The sequence below is a fragment of the Embleya australiensis genome (genome assembly GCF_051903075.1).
Classification (GTDB): domain Bacteria; phylum Actinomycetota; class Actinomycetes; order Streptomycetales; family Streptomycetaceae; genus Embleya.
The window spans coordinates 3223822-3237297 of sequence record NZ_CP182422.1; the positions used below are offsets into that span (position 1 = coordinate 3223822).

The 13476-nt window shown below is 73.9% G+C and carries 10 protein-coding genes; 7 read left to right on the forward strand and 3 right to left on the reverse strand.

What is annotated here, in order from left to right; translation table 11 throughout:
* Positions 1-71 precede the first annotated feature (71 nt).
* On the forward strand, positions 72-308 hold the full coding sequence (locus tag ACMXN5_RS13645; protein WP_395794087.1) for a hypothetical protein: 237 nt from the start codon (positions 72-74) through the stop codon (positions 306-308).
* Positions 309-335: 27 nt separating this feature from the next.
* Here ACMXN5_RS13645 and larE read toward each other — a convergent pair whose 3' ends face one another.
* Positions 336-1760, reverse strand: coding sequence for an ATP-dependent sacrificial sulfur transferase LarE (gene larE, locus ACMXN5_RS13650; protein WP_439678001.1), 1425 nt, complete (start codon positions 1758-1760; stop codon positions 336-338).
* Positions 1761-1949: 189 nt separating this feature from the next.
* Here larE and ACMXN5_RS13655 point away from each other — a divergent pair, with 189 nt between their 5' ends.
* Positions 1950-2159, forward strand: a complete 210-nt coding sequence (locus tag ACMXN5_RS13655; RefSeq protein ID WP_439675484.1) for a hypothetical protein — start codon at positions 1950-1952, stop codon at positions 2157-2159.
* 40 nt (positions 2160-2199) lie between these two features.
* Here ACMXN5_RS13655 and ACMXN5_RS13660 read toward each other — a convergent pair whose 3' ends face one another.
* Positions 2200-3846, reverse strand: a complete 1647-nt coding sequence (locus tag ACMXN5_RS13660) for a DNA repair helicase XPB (RefSeq protein ID WP_395794083.1) — start codon at positions 3844-3846, stop codon at positions 2200-2202.
* Positions 3847-4037: 191 nt separating this feature from the next.
* Between ACMXN5_RS13660 and ACMXN5_RS13665 the strand changes: the two genes are divergently transcribed.
* Positions 4038-5024 (forward strand): ABC transporter ATP-binding protein, encoded by a 987-nt coding sequence (locus ACMXN5_RS13665; protein WP_439678002.1) that lies wholly within the window; start codon positions 4038-4040, stop codon positions 5022-5024.
* Complete coding sequence (locus tag ACMXN5_RS13670; RefSeq protein WP_439675485.1) at positions 5021-5866, forward strand: hypothetical protein; 846 nt, start codon at positions 5021-5023, stop codon at positions 5864-5866. Before ACMXN5_RS13665 ends, ACMXN5_RS13670 begins: the two co-directional genes overlap by 4 nt.
* A 24-nt stretch (positions 5867-5890) precedes the next feature.
* Here ACMXN5_RS13670 and ACMXN5_RS13675 read toward each other — a convergent pair whose 3' ends face one another.
* On the reverse strand, positions 5891-8308 hold the full coding sequence (locus tag ACMXN5_RS13675; RefSeq protein ID WP_439675486.1) for a helicase-associated domain-containing protein: 2418 nt from the start codon (positions 8306-8308) through the stop codon (positions 5891-5893).
* A gap of 407 nt (positions 8309-8715) precedes the next feature.
* Here ACMXN5_RS13675 and ACMXN5_RS13680 point away from each other — a divergent pair, with 407 nt between their 5' ends.
* The 3 genes from ACMXN5_RS13680 (at position 8716) to ACMXN5_RS13690 (ending at position 13447) form a co-directional block, all read left to right on the forward strand.
* On the forward strand, positions 8716-9789 hold the full coding sequence (locus ACMXN5_RS13680) for a hypothetical protein (RefSeq protein ID WP_439675487.1): 1074 nt from the start codon (positions 8716-8718) through the stop codon (positions 9787-9789).
* Positions 9790-9967: 178 nt separating this feature from the next.
* Positions 9968-11359: a hypothetical protein gene (locus ACMXN5_RS13685; protein ID WP_439675488.1), complete on the forward strand. Its 1392-nt coding sequence runs from the start codon at positions 9968-9970 to the stop codon at positions 11357-11359.
* A 1104-nt stretch (positions 11360-12463) separates the two neighbouring features.
* Complete coding sequence (locus ACMXN5_RS13690) at positions 12464-13447, forward strand: DUF916 domain-containing protein (RefSeq protein WP_439675489.1); 984 nt, start codon at positions 12464-12466, stop codon at positions 13445-13447.
* The last annotated feature ends 29 nt before the right edge of the window (positions 13448-13476 follow it).

Consider the following 13476-nt stretch of genomic DNA (forward strand, 5'->3'; position numbering starts at 1 on the left):
CCTTCTCGGCCGGACATCGGGATACCGCCCCGCGCGCGAGCGGGGCGGATCGGGGCATCTACCCTGGGTCGGTGTCCAACGCATCCGCAGGCCCCGGCGACCGGCTCGTCCGCGTCGGCGCGCTGCTCTTCGCCCTCGGTACGGTCGCCACGCTCGCCACCGTCACCCCCATGCTGATCGGCGCGCACGCGCTGCCGACCGCGGTGTATCTGCTCAGCGCGCTGATGCCGGTCGGCTTCGCGATCGCCGCCGCGGGCCTGGTCAGGTCGATCCGTAGCCGCCGCCGTCCGGTGCCGAAGCTGCTCTGATCCGCGCCGAGCCTCGGCGGCGTCGGCTCAGCGGTACGGCTCCGGGTCGGGCAGCAGTTCGTTCATCGCGCCCTCGCGGTAGCCGAGCGGGTCCACCTCGACCCGGGCGAAGCCCGCGTCGCGGACCGCGGCCAGGGCCGGTTCGTGGCCGGCCACGGCGCTGCTCAGCGCGGCGTCCACCTCGATCCGCGCGAACTGCCCCAGATCGCGCACGCGCAGGTTGCGCACCGCGATGCCGTCCCGGGCCAGCACCACCCGCAACGCGGTCTCCGCGCGTTCCACCCGGGCCAGCCGGGCCGGGGTGATCGCCACCCCGTAGGCGACCCGGCTGGACAGGCAGGCCGCGGCCGGCTTGTTCCAGGTGGGCAGCCCCCAGGTCCGACTGATCGCCCGGATCTGGGCCTTGGTCAATCCGGCGTCGAGCAGCGGGGTGACCGCGCCGGCCTCGGCCGCCGCGGCGATCCCGGGCCGAAAACCCGCGCGCGCGTCGTCCGCGTTGGTGCCCGTGGCCAGGTGCGCCATCCCCGCCGCGCGGGCCACGGGGGCGAGCACCGCCATCAGCTCCGTCTTGCAGAACCGGCACCGGTCGCCGTTGTTGTCGCGGTAGCCCGCCCGGGACATCTCGTCGCTGGGCACCAGCTCGTGCCGCACCCCCAGCTCGGCGGCGAAGGCCCGTGCGGCGTCGCGTTCGGCGGCCGGCAGGCTGGCCGAGTCGGTGGTCAGCGCGAGCACCTCGGCCGTCCCCAGGGTGCGTACCGCCGCCGCGAGCAGGAACGCCGAGTCGGCGCCGCCGGAGAACGCCACCGCGACGCTCCCGAGCGAGGCCAACCGCTCGCGCAGCGCGCCAAGACGCAGGTCGGCCACGTGCGCGTCCAGCCACGCGGGAAAGCCGGTCAGGTCCGGAAGCACCACGTCGGCCCCGGCCGCCCGCAGGTCCTCGGCGGAGATCGGCCCGGTGGCCACCCCGACCGCGATCGCGCCGGCCGCCCGGGCCCCGATCAGGTCGCCGAGGTGGTCGCCGACGTACACCCCCGCCCCCGACGCGCGCAGCGCCACGCCCTTCTGCTCGCCCCACAGATCGCCGACCAGGTGGTCCACGGCCAGGTCCAGATGATCCAGGTGCAGCCGGGCGTTGGGCTCGTGCTTGCCGGTGACCACCATGGTGCGACCGCCGTGGCGATGCACCGCGGCCAGCGCCTCGCGCGCACCGGGCAGCACGTCGGTGCCGTGCACGGCGTGGTGCGGATAGATCTCGCGATAGCGCGCGGCGACGGCGCCCACCTCGTGCGCCGGGAACCAGTTCGCCACCTCCACCTCCAGCGGCGGCCCGAGCCGGGAGACGATCAGCGGGATGTCGATCGCCGCACCGGTCTCCGCGGCGAGCACGGACCATGCCGCCCCGATGCCGGGGCGCGAATCGACGAGCGTCATGTCCAGGTCGAAGCCAACGATGAGGGCATTCACCCGTTCAGCCTACGACGCGGCACGACGCATGCCGATGACCCGTTTCCGGCCCCCGCCCCGATCCGAGCGGGTCGGCCGGACGGGCCACCCCTAGGGCATGGTCACCCACAAGGGGTAGCGCGACGGGCGCCCTGATGCTGACGCGTCCGTTATGTCGGCCGTCGTAGCGTCGAGGACATGAGCACGATGACGCATCTCCCCGCCCACGGTTCCCTGCGAATTCCCGCGCTGCGCGGCTCGGCCCCCGCCGCGATCCCGTTCGCCGACCTGGTCCGCGCCCGGCTGCGCGGGCCCGCGCACACGAGCGCGCGGATCGCGCGCGGCACGTGGATCTTCACGAGCACCGCGGTGCGGGTCACCCTGCTCGGCCGGCACGCGGTGCCGTGACCGCGCGCCCGACCGCCCCCGGCGTCGCCGCCGTCGTCCGCTACATCTGGGTGTCCACGTCGTCGGAGTCGACGATCCGGTACGCGTAGCCCTGTTCGGCGAGGAACCGCTGCCGGTGCGCCGCGAAGTCCTGGTCGATGGTGTCCCGGGCGACCACCGAGTAGAACCGCGCCCCACGGCCGTCGGCCTTGGGCCGCAACACCCGACCGAGCCGCTGCGCCTCCTCCTGCCGCGAGCCGAACGACCCGGACACCTGGATCGCCACCGTGGCGTCGGGCAGGTCGATCGAGAAGTTCGCCACCTTGCTGACCACGAGCGCCTGCACGGCGCCGGTGCGAAACGCGTCGAACAACCGCTCGCGTTCCTTGTTGGTGGTCTCGCCCTTGATCACCGGCGCGTCCAACACCTCGCCCAGCTCGTCGAGTTGGTCGATGTACTGGCCGATCACCAGGGTCTGCTCGCCGCGGTGCCGCTCGACCAGGTCCTTGACCACGCGGGTCTTGCTCGCGGTGGTCGCGCAGAACCGGTAGCGCTCCTCGGGCTCGGCGGTCGCGTACGCCAGGCGTTCCGTCTCGGTCAGGGTCACCCGGACCTCGACGCAGTCGGCCGGCGCGATGTATCCCTGGTTCTCGATCTCCTTCCACGGCGCGTCGTAGCGCTTGGGACCGATCAGCGAGAACACGTCGCCCTCGCGGCCGTCCTCGCGTACCAGCGTCGCGGTCAGACCGAGCCGGCGCCGGGCCTGCAGGTCGGCGGTGAACCGGAAGATGGGGGCGGGCAGCAGGTGGACCTCGTCGTAGACGATCAGACCCCAGTCCCTGGAGTCGAACAGCTCCAGGTGCGGATACACGCCCTTTCGCCGCGTGGTCACCACCTGGTAGGTGGCGATGGTCACCGGCCGGATCTCCTTGCGGGTACCGCTGTACTCGCCGATCTCGTCCTCGGTCAGCGAGGTGCGCTTGACCAGCTCGGACTTCCACTGGCGGGCCGAGACCGTGTTGGTCACCAGGATCAGCGTGGTCGCCTTCGCGGTCGCCATCGCCGCCGCGCCGACCAGCGTCTTGCCCGCGCCGCAGGGCAGCACCACCACGCCCGAGCCGCCGTGCCAAAAGCCCTCGACCGCCTCCTGCTGGTAGGCGCGCAGGCTCCAGCCGTTCTCGGCCAGCTCGATCGGGTGCGCCTCGCCGTCCACGTACCCCGCGAAGTCCTCGGCGGGCCAGCCGAGCTTGAGCAGCACCTGCTTGATCTGGCCGCGCTCGGAGGGGTGCACGATCACGGTGTCCGGGTCGACCCGGACCCCGACCAGCGGCGCCATCTTCTTGCTGCGCAGCACCTCCTCCAACACCGCCCGGTCGGTGGTGGTCAGCACCAGGCCGTGCGTGGGGTGCCTGGACAACTGCAGGCGCCCATAGCGGCCCATCGTCTCGGCGACGTCCACCAGGAGCGCGTTGGGCACGGGGTAGCGCGAGTGCCGCAGCAGCACGTCCACGACCTGCTCGGCGTCGTGGCCCGCGGCGCGCGCGTTCCACAGGCCCAGCGGGGTCAGTCGGTAGGTGTGCACGTGCTCGGGGGCGCGCTCCAGCTCGGCGAACGGCGCGATGGCCCGGCGGCACTCGGCGGCGGCCTCGTGCCCGACTTCGAGAAGCAGGGTTTTGTCGGACTGGACGATCAGGGGGCCGTCGGGCACGGGCCAACCTTTCCGCGGGTGGAGGGGACGGGACCAACAAGTGTCAACCATTCGCGGTGTGCGCGTGTTCCGAACGGCGCTCGTCCACATCGGGAGCAGGGTTCGGGGCCCGTACTGCCCAGGGAGGAGCGCGAGACCCATCCTTACGGAGGAACACACAAACCGGCCGGCCTACCTACCCTGGATACTTGATGGCGCAACCAATGTCGTCGGCCTCCGACGATCGGGCTCCCCGTACCGGTCGCACCGCCGTCGAGACCCCCGAGCACGCCGGCGAACCGACTGGTCCCGCCGTGCTCACGCGCGCCCTGACCAGGGATTACGGCGGTGGCACCGGGATCTTCGGGATCGATCTGACGGTGCCGCGCGGCTGCGTGTACGGCCTGGTGGGACCCAACGGCGCGGGTAAGACCACGCTGTTGTCGATCATGGGCGGCACCCGGCGGGCCGACTCGGGCGAGGTGGTGTTCGGTGTCGATCGGCGCCGGGTCGCGGTGTCGACGGATGTGCCCGAGTTCGAACCGTGGTTGACCGCGTCCGAGGTGGTCGAGTTGGCCGGAAACCTCGTCGATCGACGGTTGCCCCGGGAGAAGGTGAAGGTCGCGCTGCACCGCACCGGCCTGTCCGGCTGCGGCGATCGTAAGGCCGGCTCGCTCTCGCGCGGCATGACGCTGCGCCTGGGACTGGCCGCGGCCCTGGTCGCGGACCCCGAACTGCTGATCCTGGACGAGCCCACCTCGGCCCTGGACCCGCGGGGGCGGGCCGATGTGCTGGACCTGGTGGCGAGCCTGCGCGAGCACACCACGGTGGTCTTCTCCAGTCACATCCTGGCCGATGTGCAGCGGGTGTGCGATCACGTCGGCGTGGTGCGCGCGGGTCGGCTGTTGTATCAGGGCTCGACCGCCGAACTCGTGGACACGCACATGCGACCGAGTTGGCTGGTGCGGGTGCGCGGCGGGGGAACCGACCTGCTGCGCGCGTTCGCGGCGGAGAACTGGGTGGCGCGCGTATCGTCGATGCGACCGGGGCTGTTCCGGGTGGAGGCGCGTTCGCTGGAGGCGGGCGAGCGGCATCTGGCCGAGGTGCTCAGCCGCTGCTCGGCGCGGGTGGTGTCGGTCGCGCCCGAGGAGTCGGACCTGGAGGCGGCATTCCTGTCCATCACCGGAGGTCCGCGATGACGCGCTCGGGGGCCGTCCAGGTGCCCGCGTCGTCGGCGCCGACGGTGCCGGCGGTGGTGGCCGCGCCCAACCGGGTCCCGCGCGGGCCGCGCCGGCTGGGATTGTGGCGGCTGGAGTGGTTGCGGCTGACCCGTACCCGGCGGTGGTTGCTGCTCCTGGTGGCGTATCCGGGCGTGGGGCTGGTCGGCCCGGTGTTCGCCCGGCACCGCGACCAGATCCTGGAGGCGCTGCGGATCGAGGGGGTGCCGCCGGCGACCGGGATGCGGGCCGACAGCGGGATGGCGGTGTACGTGTACGGCACCGCCCAGGTCGGGCTCCTGGTCGGTCTGGCGCTGATGGCCAGCGCGCTCGCGGTGGACCATCGGGCGGGCTTGGCCGCGTTCCATCGCACTCGCATGCACCACGCGCGCGACCTGGTGCTGCCCCGCTACACGGTGACCCTGACGGCGGTGGCGATCGCCTATGTGCTGGGCATGTTGATCGCGTGGGCCCAGGTGCACTGGATGTTCGGTTCGTTGTCCGCGCGTTCCGTGCTCTACGGGGCGTTCTACGGACTGATGGGCACGGTCGTACAGGTCAGCGTGGTCGCCGGGATGGCCGCGCTGCTGCGCCGGCCGGTGGCGATCTTCGGTGCGGGGCTGGTCGTCGTCATCCTGATGCCGCTCGCGTCGCTGTGGCGGCCGCTGCGGTCCTGGCAGCCCACGGAGTTGAGCACCGCCCCGATCGAACTGCTGCGCGGACACTCCGCCGGCGAGTACACGGACAACCTCGTGATGGCGCTGCTGATCTCCGGGCTGTGCGTGTGGCTCGCGGTGTGGCGCATCGGGCGTCGGGAGATGTGAGGGCCGGCCCGGGGCCTGTTCGGCTCAGGCCACCTCGGCGACGCCGGTGATGCGGTGCAGGGGGTAGGTGTGGATTTCGCCGGTGGCCTGTTCGTGGGCGGTGACGTAGCCGCCCTCCAGGCGTAGCGGGATCACGATGTGCTGGGTGGCTCGGCCCTCGCGCGTGACGTGGCCGATCCACACCGCGCGGCGGTCGGCGTGCGCGGCCTGGAGCGCCAGGAGGGTTTCGGCGGCGGAGGTACGCGGCAGTTCGACCGGTTCGCCGTCGCGTTCGGGGGCGGTGTCGGCGCGGCTGGTGGCGGCGGAGTCGCCCGCGCGGATCGCGGTCACCGCCGCGACCAGCAGGGCTTCCGTCGGGGTCGGCGGTTCGCCCGCGACGCGGGGCGGAGCCGAGCGGGGTGGGGTGCGTCTGGTGTCCGGGCGGGTCAGTACCAGGTCGCCGGTGGCCGATTCGGCGACCGGGGCCAGGCCCATCGCGCGCAACTTCTCCAGGACCGTGTCGGGCGCGGACTCGGCCGCGAGCACCGTGGGGGCCAGGCGGCGCAGGCGCAGCCCGGCGGCGCGGCGATCGGCGAGCAGTTCGCCGAGCAGCGCGTCGTCGTCGCAGCGCAGGAAGGCCGCGGCGGTGCCGACCCGGATCCGGCCGTGCCGGCGGGCGACGTCGTCCACGAGGTAGCTCAGCGGTTGCGGCACGGGGGTGCGCGAGTGGGTCGCGAGCAGGTGGTGCAGGTCGGTCGCGGTGCGGCCGGCGTCGAGCGCGCGGCGCACCGACTCCTCGGTGAAGCGGTACACGGTCGCCCCGCCGGTGGATTCCACATCGGCGGCCAGGTGCAACTCGTGCGCGAGGTCCATCACCAGCGGGCCGGGGGCCACGGCGGTGAGGTCGGCCTGGAGCAGGACGTGGTCCAGCGGCTCCGGGAGCAGCGGGGTCAGCGCGTCACCGGCCTCGTAGATCCGGCCCTCGACGAGCGGGCGGGCGTAGTCGGCGAACGCGCCGCGGCCGGTGATCCCGAGCAGTTCGGCCTCCACGAGCATGGCCCGGAACAGCGCCTCGGGCAGGCGCGCGGCCCGGATCGGCTGGTGCCAGGTCAGGTGCGCGAGCAGCGAGTCGGCGTCGGTGGCCGAGCCCGGGGGCAGGGCGGCGAGCGTGGCCAGGATCCGGCGGCGCACCTCGGGCGCGGCGGTCCGGTCGACCTGGGTGCCCAGCGCGCCGACCGGGCGGTCCTTGTCGTCGCGTGTGCCGACCAGGGCGGGCACCCGGGTGGTCTCCAGCCAGGTACCGGCCAGCGCGGCCCACCGGGTGCCCACCGGGGTGCGCCGCCAGGTGTCGTAGGCGGGGGTGGGCAGCCACTGCTCGTCCGGTTCGCCGTCGCCCGCGACCAGGCCCATCGCGTAGGCCACCTCCAGCCACAGCGCGACCTCGGCCTCGGGCACGTCCAGTTGTACCGCCGCGCGCTTGAAGTCGCGCATGCCCAGGCCGCCGGCGCGCAGCACGGGCGGGCCGCCGGCGCTCCATGCCTCGAGCAGGTCCTCGACCCGGCGCACCGCGGTGAACGCGGAGCCGGCCGCCAGGTCGTCCACAGCCTGTGGATCGTAGGCGCGCACCGGCAGCTCTGGGGGTGTGGGCAGCAGGGTCCGGTGCACCCGGCCGCCGCGCAGGTGCAGCGCGACCTCGCGGGGCAGCACCACCGCGTCCGGCCCGGCGGGTACGAGCAGGGCCCGGGCGAGCAGCCACTCCACGGGTGTGCGGGCCGCGTCGGCGCGCACCGGCCGGTCGGCGCCGCGCACACTGCCCGTGGGCGGCCCCCAGACCAGCTTGTCCAACACCTCGCGGGCGGCTTCCGGGGCCTGGCCGAGCAGCGCGTCGAGGCGCGCCCGGTCGGTGCACAGGTCGGCGATCGCGGCGATCGCGGAGACCGCGTCGTGGGTGGAGCCCAGACCGAGGTCGGCGAGCACGTCCTGAAGCCGGGACGGCGCGGTCGCGGCGAGCGCGCCGGCCAGCGTCGGGCCAAGGCCCGCCGGGCTCGCGCCGACCAGGTCGCGCACCGTACGCACCACCCGCAGCGCGTCGTCGGGCCCCCACAGCAGCGCCTGCTCGCGCAGCGCGGCCACGGCCCGCCCGACCTCGTCCGGGGCGGTGCCGATCAGCGTGTGCAGCCGGGACACGGCGAAGCCGTCGGGCAGCACCACCGCGGCGTCGACGACCTGGAGGGTGAACCGGTCCAGGCGCTCCAGGGCGCGCGCGATCGAGGCCCGGGTGGTGGCCCGGGTGGCGAGCTGGGTCAGGTCCACCGGGACCGGGGTGGTCAGGTCCGGCCGGGCGCGCAACAACGCGCCGAGGTCGGCGTCGGTGCGTCCGCGCAGATCCTCGGCGAGCGTCCGGGGGCCGGACTCGGCGGCCCGATCCGCCTCGGCACGGGTGGGCGACGCAGCTGTGGTCATCCCATCAACGTTAGACGGTCCGCCCGCCGGCGATCACCGCTCCCGGAATCCGAATGCCCGGTCGCCGCACGCGACCGCCCCGGATCGGGCCGCCGGAGCCGGTCGCGGGCGCCTGCGCGGCCCCGCTCGCGCGGCCCGCACGCCCGGTCGACGGCCGGTCCGGCACGACCGCGGACCATGGGTGGTACGGGTGCCGGGACCCGGGGCGCGGACACCGACCGCGACCCCGATCACGGGCCCGGATCGAGCCGCGAAAGCCGCGGCGCGCACCCTTACGATCACCATTTCCGCCAACCTCTCGCTCCGCTACGCCCGCACCCCTACGCTGAGTTGTCGCTTTACCGACGCATGACGCGGCGGGCGCGGCACCGACGCAGACGAACCTTCGGCGGGGGTGAGGTGGGGGCGTGAACTTCGAGAGCGATCATCTGGTTCTGCAATACCTGGGCGAGGTCGGTGACGCGGCCCAGCGCAAACTTCGCCCCGCCGACCGGGCCCGGCTCGTGGAGCGGCTGCGCAGCCAGATCAACAGCGAGCGCGAGCGGCTGAACGCGCACAACCCCGGCGCGGTACAGGTCATCCTCGATCGGCTCGGCACGCCGGAGGCGGTGGTCGGCCAGGAGTTGTACCGGCTCGGCGACCTGCGCGACAGCGGCGCCGACGACGGGGTCGGCGCGATGTCGATGCGGGGGTCGCGGCATGCGACGGTGGCCCGCCAGATGGGCTTTCGCGCCGACGCCACGCCGATTCCGGCCATACGGGATCCGTCTCGGCCGCCGCCGGCCGCGCCCGCACCCGCGCCTCCCCCGCCCACGCCGCCCGCGCCCCGGGTCTCGCCCGAGGGCGGTCCGCCCACACTCGCCGAGACCGCGGCCGGCGGCGGCGGTGGCGGTGGCGGTGGCGGCACGGCGACCAAGCCCGCCGCGCCCGCGGATCCGGAGGAGGAGCCGCTGTGGTGGCGCTCGCCCCCGGAGGGCGACATGCCGGAGCGGCCGACCCCCGACATGTACGGCGACGGCTCGCTGCACGCGCCGGCGTATCCGATCGGCGTGGCCTCGGACCCCTCGGCCGGCTGGGACGACACCTCGCTGACCGAACCCACCCCGGTCATGGGCGTGTTCGGCGGTCCGGGCGCGCTGCGCACCCAACTGCGCGAGGTGTTCGCGATCGCGCTGATGACGGTCGGGGCGATCGTCGCCTCGACCGTGGTGGTGGTGCTCGGCCTGCTCGTGGTCTTCACCGCGGCCGCGTGGTCGCTCAAGGAACGGCGGTTCGCCGCGTTCTACATCCCCGGCACGACGGCGCTCGCCTTCGCCATCGGGATGTGGATGCGAGCCACCGGGCACCTGGGCATCGATCTGACCCGGGACGAGGCCTGGGACCGGTTCGGCGAGTTGTTGCCGGCGATGGTCCGGGTCGCCGCGATCGCCGCGTCGCTGTATCTGCTGTGGCGGCTGAACCGGCGCCGACTCACCACGTAGACGCGGGGACGCGGCCCGCCCCGGTGTGACGTACTCCGCCGCCGGGAGTGGGATTTCCGCTCTTTACGATTCCATTAATTAGGTTAGCCTTACCTCATCTGCTCGGGACGGCGCCCGGACCTACCGCTAATAGGTCCGGGCGCCGCCCTGTGCACACTGCCAGATGGAGGAGCCAAGGATGACCAACGGAACGCGGCACAGGCCCGCGAGCCGCCTGATCCGCTGGGGGGCGATCGGCGCGACCGGCGCCCTGGCCGTGGCCGGCGTGAGCCTCGCCTCGCCCGCGCGGGCCGCCGGGACCCCGGCGGTGAGCGTGTCGCCCGGCGTCGATGTCGACCCGGACGGCGCCACGATCACCGTGAGCGGCACCGGTTTCGACAAGACCCGCAACTCCGGCAACGGGGTCTACGTCCTGTTCGGCCCGAAGATCGACGACTACTACACCAACGCGGGCGCCTACAGCGCCCAGGCGTGGGTCGCGGGCAGCAAGATGAGCGCCGAGGGCGCCTTCACCACCACGCTCGACGTCAAGGCGAAGTACACCGACGGCAACGGCAAGGAGGTGGACTGCCTCAAGCAGGAGTGCCGCGTCGTCACCTTCGCCGCGCACGGCGCGAGCACGACCGACCGCAGCCAGGACACCTTCACGCCGGTCGCGTTCAAGAACACCACCCCGCCGCCGGCGCCCAAGCTCACGGTGAGCCCGGCCGCGGGCGCGAACCCCGACGGCCAGAACTTCACCGTCACCGGCACCGGCTTCGACCCGGTCCGCGACGGCGGCAACGGCGTCTACGTCGCGTTCGGCCCGAAGGGCACCGACTGGAACACCAACCCCGCGCCGTACCAGGCGACCAAGTGGGTGCGCACCACCCCGGGCACCTCGCCGGGCCAGGCCAGGCTGAACGCCGACGGCAGCTTCTCGCTGACGCTCGACGGCATGAAGGCCAAGTACAGGAACAAGGACGGCGTCGAGTACGACTGCGCCGTCACCACCTGCCACGTCGTCGCCTTCGCCGCACACGGCTCGCCGGACCGCAGCCAGGACACGTTCGTCCCGGTCGCGTTCAAGGCCCCGACCAACCCGGGCCCCGGCACCGGCTACCAGGTGATCACCACCGACGTGCAGGGCGGCCCGCTGACCCTGGGCGTCGGCGGCACCGATGTCGCGCTCCCGGGCGTCACCCTCAACGGCAAGGACGCCTTCACCGGCGGCGCGCTCAACCCGCTCACCGTCTCCGACGCGCGCGGCACCAACGCCGGATGGACGCTGACCGGACAGGCCAGTGACCTGACCTCGGCCGGCGGCCGGATCGTCGGTGACAACCTCGGCTGGACCCCCACCGCCAAGTCGGTCACCGGCACGCTCCCCACCGGCGGCACCACCGCCTCGGTGACCCCGGGCACCCGGGCCGACCCGGGCACGGGTCTCGGCCGAGCACACACGCTGTGCGCGTCGGCAACCGGCACCAGCGCCGGCTCCTTCGAATGCGGCGCCACCCTCAAGCTCGGCGTCCCCGGCACCACGGTCCCCGGCACGTACACGGGCACACTCACGCTGACGCTCATCTGACCACCCCGGGACGGGCGGGCGCGCGCCGGGCGCGTCGGCCCGCCCGTCCCGGGCCGGTTTACCCTCCCGCTCCACCCGTTGCGTTCACCCCGAACGCTGCGGTTTCACAGGCCCCGTCCCCGACCCGACCGGGCCCCGCAGCCCATCACGGCCCGGACCGGCCGGTGCACCCACCCGCTCCACCCGTTACGTTCGGCCCGAAGGCTGCGGTTTCACAGGCCCCGTCCCCGACCCGACCAGGCCCCGCGGCCCATCACGGCCCGGACCGGCCGGTGCACCCACCCGCTCCACCCGTTGCGTTCACCCCGAACGCTGCGGTTTCACAGGCCCCGTCCCCGACCCGACCAGGCCCCGCGGCCCATCACGGCCCGGACCGGCCGGTGCACCCACCCGCTCCACCCGTTACGTTCGGCCCGAACGCTGCGGTTTCACAGGCCCCGTCCCCGACCCGACCAGGCCCCGCGGCCCATCACGGCCCGGACCGGCCGGTGCACCCACCCGCTCCACCCGTTGCGTTCACCCCGAACGCTGCGGTTTCACAGGCCCCGTCCCCGACCCGACCGGGCCCGGCAGCCCATCACGGCCCGGACCGGCCGGTGCACCCACCCGCTCCACCCGTTGCGTTCGGCCCGAACGCTGCGGTTTTACAGGCCCCGTCCCCGACCCGACCGGGCCCGGCAGCCCATCGCGGCCCGGACCGGCCGGTGTACCCACCCGCTCCACCCGTTGCGTTCGGCCCGAACGCTGCGGTTTTACAGGCCCCGTGCCCGACCCGGCCGGGCCCCGCGGCCCATCGCGGCAAGGGACGTGCAGACCCCGTGGCGCGTCAGCGCCCACGACTCGGGCCGACCCCGGGATCGACGCGCGAAGCGCGGAGAGCGGCGGAGCCGCAGAACTTGGGCTGGGTGGCCCGGAGCGAAGCGGAGGGACACCCAGCCCCGAGCGAGGGGCCGCTTTTTTCTCGGAGGAGCGAAGCGGGGGAGAGAAAAAAGTGGTCCCTCGCGAGCCGGCGCGAAGCGCCCAACAAGCAGCAACGCCGCCGCCACGACTCCCCCTCCCCGCCCCGCCCACCCCGCGACCCAGGCCCCCCCTTGGAGCCCCCCAATGCCCGCCCCCCTCACCCGCCTCCTCCGCATACTCTTCACCGCCCTACTCCCCCTGGCCGCCCTCACCACCCCCGCCCAAGCCGCCGACGAGTTCACCTGGGGCGTGCAACCGGCAGGCGGCCGCGACCACTTCGTGCTCACCGCCGCCCCGGGCCAGACCCTGGTCGACGTGGTCGGCGTGTCCAACTTCGGCGCCGAGCCGCTGACCCTGCGGGTCTACGCCACCGACGCGGTGCTCGCCGTGGACGGCGGGATGACCCTGCTGACCGGCGCCGAGCAGCCACGGGACGTCGGCTCGTGGATCGGTTTCGACGCCGAGTCGTACACGATCGCGCCGGGCAAGCGCGCGGACATCCCGTTCCGGCTGACCGTCCCGGCCGGCGCCACGCCCGGCGACCACACCGGCGCCATCGTCGCCTCGATCAAGGCCGCCGCGACCGGGCCCGGCGAGCAGCGGTTCGACGTGGACCGGCGGGTCGGCGCGCGGGTGTACCTGCGGGTGGCCGGCCCCGCGCTGCCGGGGCTGGCGATCGAGGACCTGCGGGTGTCCTACGACAACCCGCTCGCGATGTTCGGCGGCGCCGAGGCGGTGGTGCGCTACCGGGTCCGCAACACCGGCAACGTACGGACCACCGCCCGGGCGCAGACCACGATCTCCGGCCTCGGCGACTGGCGACTCGGCGGCCCGAAGCACACCACGCTGCCCGAGTTGTTGCCGGGGGCCACGCACGAGGTGGTCCAGCGCTTCGCCGGCGTCATTCCGGCCGGGCGCCTCACCGCCGACGTGAAGGTGACGGGCGAACCGGCGACCGCAGCCGCCGGGTCGACCGCCATATGGGCGCCGCCGTGGTTGCTCCTCGGCGCGATCGTGCTGCTGCTCGGCGCACTGATCGGCCGGGTCGTCCGGCGCCGCAGACGCGCCGCCGAGGGCGCGGCGACCACCGACACCCGCACCGAAGCCACCGCCGACCCGACCGGCTGACGACCCGCCGTCGCGTCACCCGAAATCCC

Excerpts from the sequence above, each read along its gene's own strand:
- ACMXN5_RS13655 (WP_439675484.1), top strand. The coding sequence starts at position 1,950 with ATGAGCACGATGACGCATCTCCCCGCCCACGGTTCCCTGCGAATTCCC.
- ACMXN5_RS13665 (WP_439678002.1), top strand. The coding sequence starts at position 4,038 with ATGGCGCAACCAATGTCGTCGGCCTCCGACGATCGGGCTCCCCGTACC.
- ACMXN5_RS13670 (WP_439675485.1), top strand. The coding sequence starts at position 5,021 with ATGACGCGCTCGGGGGCCGTCCAGGTGCCCGCGTCGTCGGCGCCGACG.
- ACMXN5_RS13675 (WP_439675486.1), bottom strand. The coding sequence starts at position 8,308 with ATGACCACAGCTGCGTCGCCCACCCGTGCCGAGGCGGATCGGGCCGCC.
- ACMXN5_RS13685 (WP_439675488.1), top strand. The coding sequence starts at position 9,968 with ATGACCAACGGAACGCGGCACAGGCCCGCGAGCCGCCTGATCCGCTGG.
- ACMXN5_RS13690 (WP_439675489.1), top strand. The coding sequence starts at position 12,464 with ATGCCCGCCCCCCTCACCCGCCTCCTCCGCATACTCTTCACCGCCCTA.